The 16,928-nt window shown below is 46.5% G+C and carries 17 protein-coding genes; 5 read left to right on the plus strand and 12 right to left on the minus strand.

Features of this window, described 5'->3' with window-relative positions:
* Positions 1 to 137: 137 nt before the first annotated feature.
* The 4 genes from OOJ59_RS00520 to OOJ59_RS00535 all read right to left on the minus strand — a co-directional run bounded on the left by OOJ59_RS00520 (position 138) and on the right by OOJ59_RS00535 (position 3,471).
* Positions 138 to 1,148 carry a LacI family DNA-binding transcriptional regulator gene (locus OOJ59_RS00520; protein WP_038637887.1) on the minus strand — a complete coding sequence of 337 codons (1,011 nt, stop codon included), beginning with the start codon at positions 1,146 to 1,148 and terminating at the stop codon, positions 138 to 140.
* Between the two features lie 101 nt (positions 1,149 to 1,249).
* Positions 1,250 to 1,861, minus strand: coding sequence for a LysE family translocator (locus OOJ59_RS00525; protein WP_085047701.1), 612 nt, complete (start codon positions 1,859 to 1,861; stop codon positions 1,250 to 1,252).
* Positions 1,862 to 2,097: 236 nt separating this feature from the next.
* Complete coding sequence (locus OOJ59_RS00530) at positions 2,098 to 2,904, minus strand: AraC family transcriptional regulator (protein WP_121528635.1); 807 nt, start codon at positions 2,902 to 2,904, stop codon at positions 2,098 to 2,100.
* 117 nt (positions 2,905 to 3,021) lie between these two features.
* A complete protein-coding gene (locus OOJ59_RS00535) occupies positions 3,022 to 3,471 on the minus strand; it encodes a GNAT family N-acetyltransferase (protein WP_038637894.1) in 450 nt (149 codons plus the stop codon).
* Positions 3,472 to 3,597: 126 nt separating this feature from the next.
* Between OOJ59_RS00535 and pdxR the strand changes: the two genes are divergently transcribed.
* On the plus strand, positions 3,598 to 5,067 hold the full coding sequence (gene pdxR, locus OOJ59_RS00540) for a MocR-like pyridoxine biosynthesis transcription factor PdxR (protein ID WP_121528636.1): 1,470 nt from the start codon (positions 3,598 to 3,600) through the stop codon (positions 5,065 to 5,067).
* A 364-nt stretch (positions 5,068 to 5,431) separates the two neighbouring features.
* Here pdxR and OOJ59_RS00545 read toward each other — a convergent pair whose 3' ends face one another.
* Genes OOJ59_RS00545 through OOJ59_RS00555 form a run of 3 tightly spaced genes read right to left on the minus strand, consistent with a single transcriptional unit; the run spans position 5,432 to position 7,232 of the window.
* Positions 5,432 to 6,256: a LuxR C-terminal-related transcriptional regulator gene (locus OOJ59_RS00545; RefSeq protein WP_193156911.1), complete on the minus strand. Its 825-nt coding sequence runs from the start codon at positions 6,254 to 6,256 to the stop codon at positions 5,432 to 5,434.
* The gene (locus OOJ59_RS00550; protein WP_121528638.1) at positions 6,249 to 6,716 is read right to left on the minus strand and encodes a CaiF/GrlA family transcriptional regulator; all 468 of its coding nucleotides are present in this window, start codon (positions 6,714 to 6,716) and stop codon (positions 6,249 to 6,251) included. Before OOJ59_RS00550 ends, OOJ59_RS00545 begins: the two co-directional genes overlap by 8 nt.
* 57 nt (positions 6,717 to 6,773) lie before the next feature.
* Positions 6,774 to 7,232 carry a hypothetical protein gene (locus tag OOJ59_RS00555; RefSeq protein ID WP_223229535.1) on the minus strand — a complete coding sequence of 153 codons (459 nt, stop codon included), beginning with the start codon at positions 7,230 to 7,232 and terminating at the stop codon, positions 6,774 to 6,776.
* A gap of 597 nt (positions 7,233 to 7,829) precedes the next feature.
* On the opposite strand from OOJ59_RS00555, the gene OOJ59_RS00560 reads away from it, so the two are divergent.
* The 4 genes from OOJ59_RS00560 (at position 7,830) to OOJ59_RS00575 (ending at position 12,700) form a co-directional block, all read left to right on the plus strand.
* On the plus strand, positions 7,830 to 8,420 hold the full coding sequence (locus tag OOJ59_RS00560; protein WP_087856452.1) for a fimbrial protein: 591 nt from the start codon (positions 7,830 to 7,832) through the stop codon (positions 8,418 to 8,420).
* A gap of 70 nt (positions 8,421 to 8,490) precedes the next feature.
* Complete coding sequence (locus OOJ59_RS00565; RefSeq protein ID WP_268063341.1) at positions 8,491 to 10,959, plus strand: fimbria/pilus outer membrane usher protein; 2,469 nt, start codon at positions 8,491 to 8,493, stop codon at positions 10,957 to 10,959.
* 12 nt (positions 10,960 to 10,971) lie between these two features.
* Positions 10,972 to 11,703, plus strand: a complete 732-nt coding sequence (locus tag OOJ59_RS00570) for a fimbria/pilus periplasmic chaperone (RefSeq protein WP_085047694.1) — start codon at positions 10,972 to 10,974, stop codon at positions 11,701 to 11,703.
* A 43-nt stretch (positions 11,704 to 11,746) separates the two neighbouring features.
* Entirely contained in the window at positions 11,747 to 12,700 is a 954-nt protein-coding gene (locus OOJ59_RS00575) for a fimbrial protein (protein ID WP_121528640.1), read from the plus strand.
* 83 nt (positions 12,701 to 12,783) lie between these two features.
* On the opposite strand, the gene cbdX is transcribed toward OOJ59_RS00575, so the two are convergent.
* The 5 genes from cbdX to hyaE form a co-directional block, all read right to left on the minus strand.
* Complete coding sequence (gene cbdX, locus OOJ59_RS00580) at positions 12,784 to 12,873, minus strand: cytochrome bd-II oxidase subunit CbdX (protein ID WP_069323885.1); 90 nt, start codon at positions 12,871 to 12,873, stop codon at positions 12,784 to 12,786.
* Between the two features lie 13 nt (positions 12,874 to 12,886).
* Positions 12,887 to 14,023 carry a cytochrome d ubiquinol oxidase subunit II gene (gene appB, locus OOJ59_RS00585; protein WP_121528641.1) on the minus strand — a complete coding sequence of 379 codons (1,137 nt, stop codon included), beginning with the start codon at positions 14,021 to 14,023 and terminating at the stop codon, positions 12,887 to 12,889.
* An 11-nt stretch (positions 14,024 to 14,034) separates the two neighbouring features.
* The gene (gene appC, locus OOJ59_RS00590; protein WP_069323887.1) at positions 14,035 to 15,579 is read right to left on the minus strand and encodes a cytochrome bd-II oxidase subunit 1; all 1,545 of its coding nucleotides are present in this window, start codon (positions 15,577 to 15,579) and stop codon (positions 14,035 to 14,037) included.
* 90 nt (positions 15,580 to 15,669) lie between these two features.
* Complete coding sequence (locus tag OOJ59_RS00595) at positions 15,670 to 16,527, minus strand: hydrogenase expression/formation protein (protein ID WP_160956124.1); 858 nt, start codon at positions 16,525 to 16,527, stop codon at positions 15,670 to 15,672.
* Positions 16,527 to 16,928 (minus strand): hydrogenase-1 operon protein HyaE, encoded by a 402-nt coding sequence (gene hyaE / locus OOJ59_RS00600; protein WP_085047690.1) that lies wholly within the window; start codon positions 16,926 to 16,928, stop codon positions 16,527 to 16,529. Before hyaE ends, OOJ59_RS00595 begins: the two co-directional genes overlap by 1 nt.

The following is a 16,928-nucleotide window of genomic DNA, read 5'->3' on the forward strand; positions in this document are numbered from 1 at the left end:
TGAATCTCCAGTCTGTAAGGTCGTTCAAGAGTAGAGAACACCCTTAGGCCTGACTGTGATCGTTCATTGGCCCTCATGTAAGCGATTACATGAGAACGTTAAACTTGAAGTCGATCACAATTCAGGGGCTTGACGATTTACGCATTGATGACGGGGGGAAGAACAGAATCGCGGATCACCAGATCCGCAGTGAAGCTATTCACACTGGGACGCTGGGTTGCGCCCTTAAAAAGCTGTATCGCCAGGTGCGAAGCACAGCGCGCCATCCGTTCAACGGGGTAATGCATTGTTGTCAGCGCGGGATAGAGATAGCGCGCCATCACCACATCATCGAACCCAACGATTGAAAGCTGCTGTGGAAGGGTAATTCCTTGTTGATGAAGGATGCGCATAATCCCGGCGGCCATCACATCATTAAATGTCACCGCTGCGGTGAAAGGGATGCCGCAATTTAGCAACTGATGCGCAGCGCGTTCGCCCCCCTCTTCATTGAAGGGGACGCTAATAACCCAGTTTTTATCTGGCGTAATGCCATATTCGGCCAGCGCCAGCTGATAGCCTTCCAGCCGCTCACGACGATCGATAATCGGTAAATCACTTGTCACGCAGGCAATACAACGGTGTCCTTGTTCCAGTAGATGTAGCGTGGCTGTTTTAGCTGCTTGACTATTTTCCAGCCATACGCAGCGATTGGCCATCCCGGCAATATAGCGATTCACGACGACCATGGCCGGGAAATGCGCGGCATATCGCAACAGTTCTTTTTCGGAGAGCCTACTGGCATGGACCACAATAGCTTCACAGCCCTGGTTGATCAGGAAATCGAGCCCGGATTTTTCCATTCCTTCATCGTGGCCACCGCTGCATACCATCAGCCGAAATTGCTGCTGGCGTGATACTTCTTCCACGCCTCGGGCAAGTCTGGCAAAAAAAGGATCGGCAAGATTGCCGGTCAATAACCCGAGCATGTCCCCGCTGCGTTTCGCTAATGCAATTGCGGCGGCATTGCGATGATAATTCAGCTCGCGCATAGCTTTTTCAACACGCTCACGCGTCACCGGTTCAACCCATGCAGTTTGATTAATAACGCGTGAAACGGTTGCAGTGGATACTCTTGCTAACTCTGCAACATCCTTTATCGTTGCCATACCGGCTCTTTACCTTATTGATGCTTGAGAATTTGCTTATCACTGGTTTTTATTTGGAAAATTAACTATTGGATTTTATTTATCATGAGTTCATCTGACGTCTAGATTTGCATCAATGCCAGTTTAACGGCAAGCCCGGCAAACGCAACAGCAAAGAAACGCAATACCCAACGTTGCACAGCAGCATTAGCAACCACATGCTGGCGTATGCTGGCTGCACTAATTCCATATACGGTAAAAACAAAGAAAGTCATAACCATAAAAATCAGGCTCATCTCCATCATCTGAGAAACAGGTGAGATCTCACCTTTAATAACGAACTGCGGTAAGAATGCCAGGAAAAACATGGAGAGTTTGGGGTTGAGTAGATTGATAAGTATCGCTGAGGTTATAACTTGCCTTAAACTCTGTTTTTTAGTTTTACTAGCCATATTCAGATTTTTATTTTCATTAAGCGTTTTCCATGCCATATAAAGCAGATATGCTACGCCCAAATATTTAATTATCTGAAGGGCCATTTCACTAGTATGCAGTATTGCAGCCAGTCCTGTAATAACTGTTAATATGTGCGGAACAATACCCAGCGTGCAACCCAATGCAGCAATTATACTTACGCGAGCACCATCTGAAATGCCCGTGGCGACAGTATAGAGTACGCCAGTCCCTGGAGATGCCACGATAATGAGAGTGGTAAGGAGAAACTCAAGCGTCATAATGAATTTCCCCCACAGACTTTTACTTCGGACTCGATGTAACGGGGCAACTGAGTCTGCGCAGTGAGGTTGGTACGGGAAATAATGCCATCTGCATGAATTATTCCAGTGTAGAGTCGTTCAACATGATTACGAATGATGGGAGGGTAGAATAGTGACATTGGCAAATCTCTCTTCCGGAATGTTTCCAGCAGCATGCCGAGTGTCACGATTGGTGTATTGAATAAAATTGCAGCTTACTTTATCGCTGCAGCATAGGCGCCGGGCGTTATGCCATAAGTACGAACAAAAAGTCGCGTCATATGACTTTGATCTGCAAAACCGGCGGTATAGGAGGCATCAGTAAGAGACATTCCTCCAGCGATAAGCTGCCTCGCCTTTTGCAGTCTCCGCTGGATAAGATAAGCATGTGGAGTAAGCCCTGTGACTGTAGAAAAAGCGCGTAGTAGCTGAAACTGACTCACGCCTCCCAGAGCTGAAAGCTCATGGAGTGATAACGGTAATGAGGGGTCATCATCAATACGCTCCTTTGCCAGGATAATTGATTTTGGTACGCCTTTTTTCTCAATACGCGGGCTTGCGAGTAAGCCTGCCAGTAAAAAGAGCAGGGTTTCTTCCTGTTCAATTTCGCTGTGCCCGCCGCGGGAATCCGTCAGAATTCGAAAGAGTGTTGAGAAATGGGCTGCAGGCTCACGATTACGAAATACTGGGCTGGATAGCTCAACGCAGCCAGAGCGACTTTCCGTCAGAGCTTGCATGGCGCCGGACAAAACGGTGGGGTCGAAATAGAGCATGCGCCACGACCTGCTTTCTGTTCCCAAAGGTGAGCCATCATGGACTTCACCAGGATTAACGGTGATCACATTCCCCACTACAGCTTCTACCCTACCGCGCCCGCTCATCGAAACCTGAGCTCCACGAACGATTAAGCCAATGCCGAACTGATCATGAGTATGACGCCCAAACCGGAAGGACGTATCGGCAGATACCGCATGGACACCTGCCATCCCACATCGAAGGGTTGTGAAACGTTCTTTCTTCATCGAATTAAGACCGGGGTGATGAGTTATCAGTACATCCTCTGAGTATATCTACTCAGAGGCTAATCTTTGATTTTTTTTAAACTGAATGATTAACGTCTGTGAAAAGTATTATTTCTCTCACATACGATATTCAATCATCCCACTCTTTTTGGCAACCCAGTCATACAGTCTTTGTCCACGCAGGTTGGTTTCATGCGTGTGCCAGTATAATCTTGACGCATGGTTTTTTTGGGCTTGCTTTTGAACATACTCGATCAGCTGTTTACCGATATGTTGACCGCGCACTTCTTCGCTAACAAATAGATCTTCGAGATAGCAATAGTTTGATTCTGCCCAGGTTGAACGGTGAAAAACATAATGCACCAGGCCCACAATTTTACCATCATATTTGGCAACTGCACAATAAACTGGTTCGTCTGGCGTCAGAAAACGCTCCCATGTTAATTTCGTTACTTCATCTGAAATTTTAGTACGATAAAATGTTTGGTAGTTTATCCATAAAGGAAGCCAGCTGGAGTAATCTTCTTGTTCTGCAGCTGCAATAGTAATAGTATTTTTGCTATTCATATATTTCTCCTGATATTGTATAAGAATAATGTCTCAGGAGTATGATCCTAGGGGCTTTATAAATTCTGGTAAAGAGACACTTTTTACCTATTGATAGGATCCACTTTTAGCATAAAGGTTAATACAATGAAGAAAAATAATGCACCTTTATTTCAAGGATTTGTTTTAGGAAAAGGTGTCGTGAAGGAACAGGTTTATCATGCTCTTCGTGAACACATTCTTGCAGGCCGATTACCAACAGGAACAAAGATGCCTTCAACCCGGGCGTTGTCCGAGATGATGGCAATTTCACGAAATTCAGTGATTGCCGGTTATGACAGGCTATTAGATGAAGGGTATATTTTGACCCGGAAAGGGTCTGGAACCTACGTTGCGCACAATATTCCGGATCGGAGTATCAGCAATAGCTATCCAATGATAGCGTCGGGGGAAGTCGTCGCGCCTGATGAACAGGTAAATGGCCAAAATAATCCTGTGCGCGATTTATGGTCAAATGAGTATGAAGGGCGCGGCATGAACCGTCTATTTGCGGTTGGTGTTGGCTGTACGGATCTCTTCCCGCACGCACTATGGGGCAAATTACTGCAACGGATCTGGAGACAATCCCGGCACCAATTGGGGGCCCACACTCACCCTTGCGGATACTTTCCTTTGAGAAAAGCGGTTTGTCGTTACATCAAAACAACGCGTGGAGTGAACTGTAACGAAGAGCAGATAATCATCGTAAATGGTATCCAACAAGCATTGAACATTACCGCACGAGCGCTGCTGTCGACAGGCCATGAAGTTTGGCTGGATGAACCGGGTTACAAAGGCGCACGAGGGGCTTTTATGTCTGTTGGCGCAATGGTGAGGCCGGTACCGGTAGACAGCGAAGGAATGAACGTCCGCTATGGTATTGATCATTTCCCTGACGCTAAGCTGGCCTATGTTGTCCCGTCGGATCAATATCCATTAAGTGGAACATTGAATTTATCCCGGCGTTTTGAGCTGTTGGAATGGGCGAAGTCAAACCAGGCATGGATATTTGAAGATGATTATAATAGCGAGTTCCGCTATGCCGATCGCTCTTTACAGGCATTGCAGGGATTAGATGATAATCAACGGGTTATTTATGCCGGTACATTTTCGAAAATGATGTATCCAGAGTTCCGTTTAGGTTTTTTAGTTGTCCCGCCAGGTTTGCAACAACAGATTATGGTGACGAAATATTTTACAGATCTCGGCACCAGCTATCTTGAGCAGGCAATGATGGCGAGTTTTATTGAGGATGGGCATTATGCCAGTCATGTGCGTCGAATTCGCAAGGCGTGTTATGAAAGAAGAACTGCGCTGGTCAATGCTATTCAAGAATACCTTGCTGATAAAATGATTGTTCAGCCTTCTGACTCTGGCGTTCATATTGTGTGCTGGCTACAAAACGGATTGACCGGAAATGATGTCGAGGAAAAAGCCAGAGCACTGGGGATGGGAATACTATCACTGAGCCGTTATTACCAGCGAGATATCACCCGACAGGGGATTTTGATTGGTTTTGCAAATCATCCGGCAGAGGCACTTGTTGATGGGATACGTCGTCTGGCTCAGGTTATTTAAATAATAATTTGTTCAGAACGTCTTAATGTTGTTTGCCATGCAAAGTATGGTTATGAAGCGTACTGCAAAGCGAGCGATTTTCGTGACTAGACATATCTGGCGGCATGGCCTTTTGAAACTTTTGACGCCTTCCTGGATGATGTAAAAAACATGCAAGAACAGACAGATCCGAGGCATTGACGGTGAGTACCCGACACTCCGACCGGTCTACGATATGTGGCTCAATGAGCGTAATTTCGATAGCCTGAGACGGCAGATTAAACGTCCTGGTGAGCTGATGGAAAGGAGCAGGTTTGAGGTCATTTAAAGGCGACTCCCCAATATAGCCTTCAGGGGAGTACCATTTCGACTGAAATGAGGGTTTTCACTGAAAATGCTCACCTATGTCAATCTCATGATCAAGCATCTGAATAAGAAATAGTAGATTTCGGCTATTTTCTTTTTTGGCGCGGTTAGCTGGAAGCTCCTTTTTTTGATTGCGTTTATCATCTGGTTTGTATTGTTGTAATATAGATTTCACAAAAACACCACGATAAACATCATAGCTACTTGTTCCCATTCCTAAATGATGAAATCCTTTGAGTTTATATAAACTTACTGTTTTTATATTAATGCTTAATATTTGCGCAATTTTTTTCACTGATAAACCACATGCCAGCAAGAGTAATACTCTTCTCGGTTGCTTTCCTATTCCATAATTTGAAAGTGTCTGGTAAATATAGCTATTGACATGATAAATTAAATCATCAGTATTTGATGGAATAGGGTGGCGATATTTTTTAATAATATCAGAGCTATCAAGTTTTGAAATGATAAGGCTTGATAACATCGGGATGATTTGTTTTGGTGTTTTATGCATATATTCAATAAATTCAATATCTGTCGGGAAAAAGTAGAGTGGAACTACGCGATCGGCATAGTTAAATTTTTGACCGAAAAATAGTATTCGTCGTTGCTGTAGATGAGGAGATAATCTGGATAATAACAGAATACTTTCATGTGGAAGTATTCCAAGAATTACTGGCGCAGTGGTATACACCTCCAATAATTCTACGAGTGATTGTGGTGAGAAGCAGGTCTTAATCTGGGTATCGGGAAATACCTGGCTATACAACTCCTCGATTGCATAAGTTTCAGGCCATTGTAGTGCATATACGATCAGAAATTCGCTATAGCTAATATTATTCATCTTCTCCCCCCATTTTTGTATTCCGCATCATGACAAGGGTATGCCATATATCGTTGTTACCCGACATACCATTTCCAACTCGTGAACGATAAGATCCCATAATAGTTCTCCGGGGTTTTGCATTTGATGGGGGCGACTTTTTTATCTTGTTCTTGACTGATTCGATCATGACGCGTTCCACCCATATTTCATTACATGGATGGCGCATTCCTGGCTGTATCTGCTGTCGTGATCGAAAATGAATAGAGTTAGGGCGACTTATTATATATGATAACTGGAAAGAGGCCCTTCGTTTAGGCATCGCAAAAGCCTTAGCAATGTCGTTGCGATTCACCCATTTTTTTTGTTGCTGACACCATAGAGCAATAATTATGTATAGTGGTTGCTTTGAGTATTGTGAAACGCTGTCAGGTATAATTACATTGTGATAGTTTATATTTCTGAGTGATTCGTTTTTCATGCTATTATCCTATTTAAGACAGCGAGAGTGTTTAAATCGTTATAATTTGTTAAGTTTTTATATTGACTGATTTTTGGGTAGGGTTATATTAATGGGGTTGGATGTAAACATTTGTTTTAAGTCAATGTCCAGGTTTTGTTCGCTATGTTCTGTTGTGTCTGTACTTATGCTATCAATTAAATGGCGAATAATAACGTACAAAACTGGCATGCAATAGATGTCACCTTTCATACCTTCTTTTACTATTATCCTGCCACTTGTTCTAAAACAACTAAAAAGAAGTTGTCCATTAAATTGATTATTAATTAAATCAATAATCAATTTAATTTCAAATTTATTATTATCTGGAGAGAGTAATACTTCCATTAGCTTTAATAATCGATTTATTTTTCTGTCGCCAATAATTTTTCTCCACTGATTGAATTTGCCAACATTCATATCGCTTAATTGCATTTTTGAACGATGTAATACTTCTGCCCAAAACGTTTCCAGCTGCTTCTGTTGGATATTATTCATCAGTACACCATGAACCGTGTGCATTAAAAATTAAAATGTTTTTTCCATAAATTGTCCTGATAACAGTGTGGATAATATTAAAAGCAAAAAATATCAATCGGTAAAAGCAAAAAATATCAATCGATAAGATAGGCAATATACATCAAAAAGATAGATACAGGCTCCAGTGATTTTTACAAATAATTTAGTCATAGAAATCCCGTCACAAAAGGCCTCTGCATGGGTGGGTTACTGTGTCTGTAGTTTTATAGCCCAGGCTGTAATGGCTGGTTTCATCAGTAATAGAGATAGATAGTGTATTAAAGGAAATATGATGATTTTTTCTATGTTATTGTTTTATAAATGAATTTTGTTTGTTTTTTATTGGTTTCTGACGTGATGCTTAGCACTTTACTCGTTATTGTCGATCGTAAAGATCGATTTTACTTGTTGTAAACATTATATAAAAAATGATTAGGCTTTTTAGCAATGCTAGGAAGTGACGGTTGGTTGATAGCCGGGTTTTTCACAAACTGAACTACGCTCCCCGTTGACCGATAAGCAGAACAGTATGTCGGGTTTTATCTGTCTAAATTGCCTAAATGAACGGACTGAAAAATGAATAAAGTAAACAAGTTAATCTTATCGGCCTGCGTTGCTGGCAGTATGGTAAATGGTGCATGGGCAGCGGCCCCAGTTGGTGCTGATTATGGACATGGTACCCTGCACTTTACGGGAAGCGTGATTAACTCTCCATGCAGTATTGCTCCGGGAGACGAGGATATAGACGTTCCATTAGGTCAGGTTGCCAACAAAGTTTTAGAAGCTGGTGCTGGTTATTCTCTCACACAGCCAATCACAATTCATCTGCAAAACTGTGATCTAACTGCACATACGGGCGTAAGCAGCGGTACTGGTACCGTCGACTATCCTTCATTCTCTAAAGTCACCGTTCAGTTTGCAGGATCTGCAGATGCTAGCAATGCCGAGTTGTATGCAAACACGGGTACTGCCCAGGGCGTAGGTATTCGTCTGATGGATACTATGGCGGGAAATGTTCCACTGTCAGCGAATACTACTTCGGCTGAGCATGGCCTGACATCTGGCGATAATTTACTGAAATTCGGTGCGCGTCTGGAAAAAAATGGTCAGGCTGTTGTAACGGGGACAGTTGCTGCTGATGTTACTTATGCATTGAATTACAAGTAATCTCTATCGATACAAAATCCAGGCAAGACATTTATTCTAAATAATAGATATAAGATTATTGTATATGAGTATTAGACCTGCATATCTCGCATTGCTTCTGGCAATCTATTTTCCTATGGTGAATGCACGGAGTGTTGAGTTTAATACTCATCTTTTAGATGCTGATAATAAGAAGAATGTCGATTTGTCAGCTTATTCTCAACAAGGTTATATTGCGCCTGGTGAATATATTTTAGATATTGTCCTTAATGGCCGAACGATTAAAGAGCAACAGATTGTTAATTTTTATTTAAATGATGATAAAAGTAACAGCTTTGCCTGTTTGACTCCGTCATTGATTGGACTGATAGCGTTCAAAAATGAAGTCAAAAATAACCTGTCCTTTTACCCTGGAACACAGTGTGTCAATCTTACTGCCTCCGACAGCAGTGTCGTTTATTCTCCTGATAACCAGACTCTATCTGTGACGGTGCCGCAGGCCTACCTTTTATATCAGGATGATGAATGGTCTCCGCCCTCCCAGTGGGAGGACGGTGTCAACGGTTTTATTTTTGACTATAACCTGCTTGGCAACCGCTATATGCCACATCAAGGAGATGTAAGTAGCAATTACAGCTTATACGGTACGTCAGGATTGAATGTTGGCGCATGGCGCTTACGTTCTGATTACCAGTACACCACAATCAGGGGAAGTGGGGAAAATGAGTCATCACTGACTTTCCCGCAAACATACCTCTTTCGTCCTGTTCCTTCTCTCCAGGCCAGACTGGTGATGGGGCAAACATATCTGAACTCCGATATTTTTGATACGTTCCGTTTTAGCGGAGTATCACTTACCAGCGATGAACGTATGCTGCCCCCGTCGTTACGTGGTTATGCGCCACAGATAACCGGAATAGCACAAACCCATGCCCAGGTCACCGTATCCCAGAATGGGCGTATTCTCTGGCAGTCTCAGGTACCAGCGGGTCCATTCGTTGTGCCTGGATTAAGTGAAACGGTCCGTGGAAATCTCGATGTTACCGTTCGGGAAGACAATGGGCAGGTACATACCTGGCAGGTGAATACAGCCAGCGTTCCGTTTCTTACCCGAAAAGGAAACGTTCAGTTTAAAACCGCGGCAGGTAAACCGCTGATCTACGCTGGCAGCAGCCACACCGTCGAGCCGCTTTTCTCAACCGGCGAGATGACGTGGGGAGCATTTAACAATACATCCCTTTATGGCGGCTTTATTGCCAGTGATGGTGATTATCGCGCACTGGCACTGGGGATCGGCGAAAATATGGGGGTATTTGGTGCCGCGTCATTTGATGTCACGCAGTCTGTAGCAAAGATACAAAACGAGCCTCAGCAAACGGGTTACAGCTATCGTTTTAATTACGCCAAAACCTTCGATAAAACGGGTAGTACAATCGCATTTGCCGGGTACCGTTTTTCTGAAAAAAGCTTTATGACGATGAGCCAGTATATAGACCGCTCGAATGGCTATGGCTCGTCACTGTCCGAAAAACAGAGCTATGTACTTACGTTTAACCAATCCATCAGCTCACTCGGGCTCAATGCTCTGTTCTCCGTGAGTCATCAGAATTACTGGAACAGTAATGTCAGTGAGAACTACACCGCTTCATTGAATAAGATCTTTAACCTTGGTCCTTTTCAGGGAGCAACCGCTTCACTTTCTTTGGGGCGAAATCGCACATTACGTAATGAACAGGATAACCAAATTTATCTTTCACTAACCTTGCCCTGGGATACACAACGGCAGGTCAGCTACAGCATCCAGCACGATAGCAATGGACGTATGAATCAGACCGCAACCCTCTATAACCGGCCATCGAATAAAACCTCCTGGAGCCTGGGGGTCGGTCAACAGCATGATGAAGGGCAGCAGGACGGTACGTCACTGAACGGAAATATTCAAACAATGACGCCATACGGTCAGGGTAATGCGAACTTCAGTATGCTGAGCCAGCAGTATAAGAGCTTATCCCTGAACTGGTATGGCTCTTTCACGGCTACGCGTTATGGCGCTGCGCTTCATCAAAATATGGCGGGAAATGAGCCGCGGTTGATGATTGATACCGGAGATGTGGCGGGGGTGCCTGTTGATAATGATAACGGTACGACAAACCGCTTTGGTATTGCGGTGGTACCGGCTGGTTCAAGCTATGAACGCTCAGACATTGCTGTTGATATTACCGCCCTGCCTACAGATGTTAACGTGTCGGGTAATGTCATTAGTAAAGTGCTGACTGAAGGGGCCATCGGATATAAGAAGATTATGGCTACAAAAGGCGGTCAGTTGATTGGAACTATACGACTGGCTGATGGTTCGTTTCCACCGCTCGGTACACAGGTAAAAAACCAGAAAGGTAGGGTACTGGGCATTATCGGTGATCAGGGTTTTACCTACCTTTCCGGTATCAGCCATGAAGATCGCAATAATGTCAGCGTCGCCTGGTCACAGGGGCAGTGCAAATTACAGCTTCCTGAACATTCGGACCTGACATCGGGCGTATTGTTATTACCCTGCCATTAATGGAGATGAGTTGTGTTATCTAAACGTGTTTATAAACTTTTGGCATCGCTTGCTGTTGGTCTTTTACTGGTAAGAGCAGGGACTACTAATGCGGCTGTAAATATTGACAGGACCCGAATCATCATGGATGGTTCTGATAAATCACTGGCAGTCACGTTAACTAATCAAAGTAAAACACAGCCTTATCTGGCACAGTCATGGATCGATGATGCCAATGGAAAACGCTCAGAATCATATTTACTGGCATTACCACCTTTGCAGCGAATTGATGCGGGGAAAAAAACGCAGGTCAGAATTATGGCATTACCCGCTATTGCCTCTCTGGCTAAAGACCGGGAGACACTTTTCTACTTTAACGTCCGCGAAATCCCGCCGAAAAGCGACAAGGAAAATGTGCTGCAAATCGCCCTGCAGAGTCGTTTGAAGTTATTTTATCGTCCTGACGGCATAAAGAAAAAAGCCAGCGACCGCGTAGAGGAAAAAGTTACGGTAACACGTCAAAATGGTAAGCTGGTGCTTAATAATCCGACGCCCTACTATATTACCTTAGGGTATTTAGGTGCTGATAATAAAGGGAGCTTCCCTGGTTTTGACAGTATTATGATAGCACCACTCTCCTCGTTGGATTTTAACGTTAAATTTGGTGGTAACTCATTGAATGTAGGATATATAGATGACTTTGGCGGGCTTCACATAAATCCGTATCGCTGTGCGGAAATGCTGTGTGTTTTTGAAGGGAAGTAAACTTAAATTAAATGGGTATGCACAACTTTTTGGAGGGGGGGAAATGCCAAGACTTGCGTTGTTTTTATTAGTTTTCAGCAGTGGATATTTACCATTGTCGTTTGCTTATGCGGCAGGGTGTCAGTTCAATGGTTCAGCTCAAAATATTTTTCTTAGTGTGCCACGGATGTCTATTCCGGCTGATACACCAAATGGCACAGTACTTTACACATCGCCGAAGACATCTATTAATCTGAGTTGTGAAGGTGAGACTTATGGGCAATTCGTTACCGCAGTAACTACATCTGATTTTAATTCTTATCTGTCAAGAAAAAATGGAATTACAACAACAATATACATTGACGGTAAGCCTTATGATCGTCAACAAGAAAATGTGATCGGTTTTACTACGGCAACGGGAAATAGCTTTAAAAAAAATCTCTCAGTCTGGGTGGAAATAAAAGTAGATTCATCAAAAGGAAAAGTACCTCCTGAAGGAACATTATTGAACGGTTCTTTCCAATCAATATATTTTCTTGTTGATAATAATTATTTTCTTCAAAGATCGATAATATCAATCTCAACACCAGACATTACTTTTATACCTTGTACGATGGAGGTGGCTGTCTCTCCCAACACCATTGACTTTGGTGCAGTTAAAATCAGCGATATGGAAAAGGGAATGAAGCTGCAAAGGAAATTCACAACGTTAATTCAGAAGAGTAAAGGCTGTACCATTGCGGTCAGCGCGCCATTTGGTATCAATATGTACTTTGAACCAGCAGCTCCAGGGATTAATGCTGATGGATCTCTTAACTTAAATAACGGGTTAGGATTATCTATTTCAGATACATCTGGAAAATATATTCCTTTTAATACCGCATGGAAGATTGATGATGTAAAGGTAGACTCAATCCTGAAGAATTATTTCACCGCGAATTTACAAAAGATATCGGGTCAGGACGTTAAGACAGGACCTTTTAGTGCGGACGTAGTGGTAAGGCTCAATTTTTACTGAGATTCCAGACATCTGGCTCAGAATACGCAATGAGTACCATAAATATAACAGGAGGCAGTATGACACTCCCTCCTGTTGCAAAACTACTTCTGCCGCGACTCAAGCCAGACCAGCGCCAGCGTGGAGAACGCGCACATCAGCAGAATGCCGACCAGCCAAAACAAATACCACATTGTGCATTCCTCCCTAGTAAAGTTCGTGGTTGTGGCGGCGGATCGTTTCTACCTTGATTCGCCCCAGCATCTTGTAATAACTCCAGGCGGTATAAAGCAGCACTATCGGTAGAAAAATCAGCACAATAACCAACATGATACTGAGCGTCATCTGGCTGGAGGTACTGTCCCACACCGTCAGGCTGGACAGGGGTTGCACGCTTGAAGGCATCACAAACGGAAACAGGGTGATTCCGGCGGTGAAGATCACGCAGGCCTGGGTCAGGGAAGCGCACAAAAATCCCCACACGGCCCGACGTTGCCCGCAGACATAGATCGTGAGCATTGGAAAAATCATGCCAGCTAGCGGAATAATCAACAACAATGGTGACTGATAAAAATGCGCCATCCACGCGCCCGGCGAGGTTGTTACCGCTTTTAATAGCGGGTTGGAAGGACCATTAGGATCCTGGCTAAGCAGCACAAAGCCATCAATTCCTGTCCACAGCCAGTAACCGGCTAACAGAAAGCAGAGTACCACCAGCATTGCGCTGCGGCGGGTGGCGGACAGCGCGCGTTGGCGAACGATGCCATCGGTTTTTAACTGGAGCCACACGCCCCCTTGCAGAATAACCAGCATCAGGCTTAACGCGCCGCACAAAAGGGCAAAGGGAGAGAGTAACTGCCAGAAGGTGCCCAGGTATTGCACATGCAGTTGCGGCGTGTGGATAAAAGGCACGCCCAAAAACAGGTTGCCGAACGCAATGCCGAAAATAACAGGCGGAACCAGACTGCCGATAACCAACCCGGTGTCCCATATTCTGCGCCAGCGCGCGTTGGCTATTTTACCGCGATAGTCAAAAGCCAACGGGCGAAAGAAAAGGGCGCATAGCACCAGAATCATCGCCACATAAAATCCCGAAAAAGCGGCGGCATACACGCGTGGCCAGGCGGCGAATAATGCGCCGCCCGCCAGAATGAGCCACACCTGATTACCTTCCCAGTGCGCCCCGACGCTATTGATTAATACCCGGCGTTCGTCATCGTTACGCGCGATCAGCGGCAACAGGCAGCCGACCCCCATATCAAATCCGTCAGTGACCATAAAGGCCACCAGAATGATGCCAATTAGCAGCCACCAAATGAGCCGCAGCGTTGCATAATCCAACATGATTATCTCCTTTATCCCTGTTGTTGCGCCGGTTGTTGGTCCCGCATCGTATCTGGACCCAGACGCGCGTATTTTTGCATCAGGTAGACCTCTGCAATTAAAAACAGGGTGTAAAGCGTAAGGATAAGCCCCATGGAGAAGGCCAACTGGCTCGCGCTCAGCGCGGAGTGGGCGTACCAGGTGGGTAAAATATCCTGAATCGCCCACGGCTGACGGCCAAACTCCGTCATAAACCAGCCTGCTTCAATGGCAATCCACGGTAGCGGCAGACTCCACAGCGTCATGCGTAGTACCCAGCGATGCTGGTCGATACGCCAGCGTAAGGTTTGTATCAGCGCAATCGCCATCACCAGCAACAACAGAGAACCGCATCCAATCATGATGCGAAAGCTCCAGAACACGGGGGCCACCTGCGGGATGGCGCCGCGTTGCGCGGCCTGATATTGCGCGGGCGTAACGTGGTTCATATCAGGCGCGTAGTTCGCCAACAGGATGCCGTAACCCAGATCATTTTCTACGGCGTGGAAAGCCTTCAGCACCTGAGGCGTGCGTTTGCCGTTGGCGATTTCCTGCAACAATAACCACGCTTCCCGGCCCCGCTGCAGGCGGGGGAGCGCGTCCGCCATCAGATTTTTGAGTCCCGGAACCGGGGTATCTAACGAGTGGGTCGCCAGGATACCCAGCAGGGCCGGTATCTTCACGGAAAAGGCGTTACGCTCTTGTTCCTGCTGCGGCCAGGCGATGACATGAAAAGGAGCGGGGGCGGGCTCGGTTTGCCATTCTCCTTCCATTGCCGCCAGTTTTACCGGCTGGAGCCGGGCGACCTCATAGGCTGAACTGTCACCCAGTTGCAGGGTGCCGAGGATAGCCAGCGTGCCAAAAACGGAACCCACCGCGAAGGAGCGCAGGGCAAACTCGCGATTGCGACCACGCAGCAGATACCAGGCGCTGATGGACATCACAAACATGGCGCCCGTGACATAACCGGACATCACAGTATGGACAAATTTCACCTGGCTGACAGGGTTAAAGACCAGTTCGCTAAAACTGCTCATCTCCATGCGCAGGGTATCGATATTAAAGTGAGCACCGGTCGGATATTGCATCCAGCCGTTAGCGTTGAGGATCCACAGCGCCGAGATATTGGATCCAAACGCGACCAGCCAGGTCACCAGTAAGTGCTGGTACTTGTTTAAACGCTGCCAGCCGAAGAAGAACAGCCCGACGAAGGTGGATTCAAGAAAGAAAGCCATCAGGGCTTCCATCGCCAACGGGGCGCCGAAAATATCGCCCACATAGTTGGAATAGAGCGACCAGTTAGTGCCGAACTGAAACTCCATGGTCAGGCCGGTAGCCACGCCGAGCGCAAAGTTAATACCGAATAACTTTCCCCAGAAACGCGTCATGTCGCGGTAGATGGTTTTGCCGGTCACCACGAACAGGGTTTCCATGATGGCCAGCAAAAATATCAGCCCCAGCGTCAGGGGAACAAACAGAAAATGGTACAGCGCGGTCAGCGCAAACTGCCAGCGCGATAAGTCAATGACGTCCCACATGCGAACTCCATCAGGCATTAGAGAGTGAATAGATAAAGAAGAAAACGTCAGACCCGCAGCAGAAAAGTACGCGGGTCTTAAAGAGGGGAGTCAGGCAGGCGGGCCGGATGCCAGCCAGGCGCAGACTTCATCCAGGCGCTCGAGCGAGTCGAGCAGATCTTCCGGCGCAGCCAGTACCAGTTCCGGTAATGGACAGATCTCATAACTCTCGAGCAAAAGCCCTTTCAGGGTATCCAGACAGCGCACATGCCAGACATGGCGCAGCGCCGTGGCGTCGATTTGGCTCTCGCCGTAGCCGATGGTGCGGATCTGAATGTGCCCTTCGCCGCACAGATTGGCGAGGAATCGGCGATCCGCGTCGCTAACAGGCAGTTGGGTGAGGTTAATGCTATGAGGAAGCGTGGCCGGATCGCGCAGGTGCGCCAGCAGTTCCTGGGCCAGCGTCAGGCCATTCATTAACCCGGCGATGGGCGCAGGCAGCAGGCTATCGTTCGGCAGCGTATTGAGTGTTGCCGCCTGCCACAGCGCCTGCGGCGCGCCACCGGCTTCCAGATGTTCTTCCCATTGGCCCTTGTCATTCTGACAACGCACTCGCCAGATGCCGCAGAAAATCGACTCCTGAATTTCGCTTTCCCGGCCGTCAGCATGCTGGATGCGCGCTGAAACTTCGCCTTCACCGAGCAGCGTATTCAAAAACGTGAGATCGTCGGCGTTGAGCGTGGATAGATCCCATCTCAACACCTCCTGCCTGACGGGAATTCTCCGGGCGAGCTGGTGGCGTACATCGGCTAACAATGCCATCACCGCTGGGCTGTGCGGGCAGTTTTCCAGTATCGCCATGCTGGGGTCGCAGTTGACAAGGCAGGTGAGGGGCAAGGGATTCATGCTGAAGCTATCATCGCCCGGCTGCGTACCCGGACCCAGCAGATGAAAAAAGGAATCGCTCATCATGCAGACTCCGGCGGTATCTGTTCTTCAACTAAGGGCCGCATCAGGTTAAGCAGGTCAGCCCAGGGGTGGATGCCGCTGAGAATGCCGCGCAGCTCGCCGTGGATAAACACCAGTGTGGCCGGGAAGCGGAACACGCTAAAACGATCGCCGATCGCCTCGCTGTGTTCAAGGTCGGCCATGGCTATTTGCCAGGCAAACTGGGGAAACTCCCGCAGTAACTCGGCAATCATGACCGGGTTGTCGCTGACTTCCGGCGTGCGGCGGGGATCGCTGCTGAGCAGGACCACGCCATTGCCCACGCGGGTTACCCAGCCATCCAGTTCAGACGCGCTCAGCGGTTGCCAGCCACGCGCCAGCATACGTTGCCATAACGCAGAAAATGGGGTGTCATTTAACAT

Source organism: Citrobacter sp. W9 (genome assembly GCF_026719375.1).
Lineage (GTDB): Bacteria > Pseudomonadota > Gammaproteobacteria > Enterobacterales > Enterobacteriaceae > Citrobacter > Citrobacter werkmanii.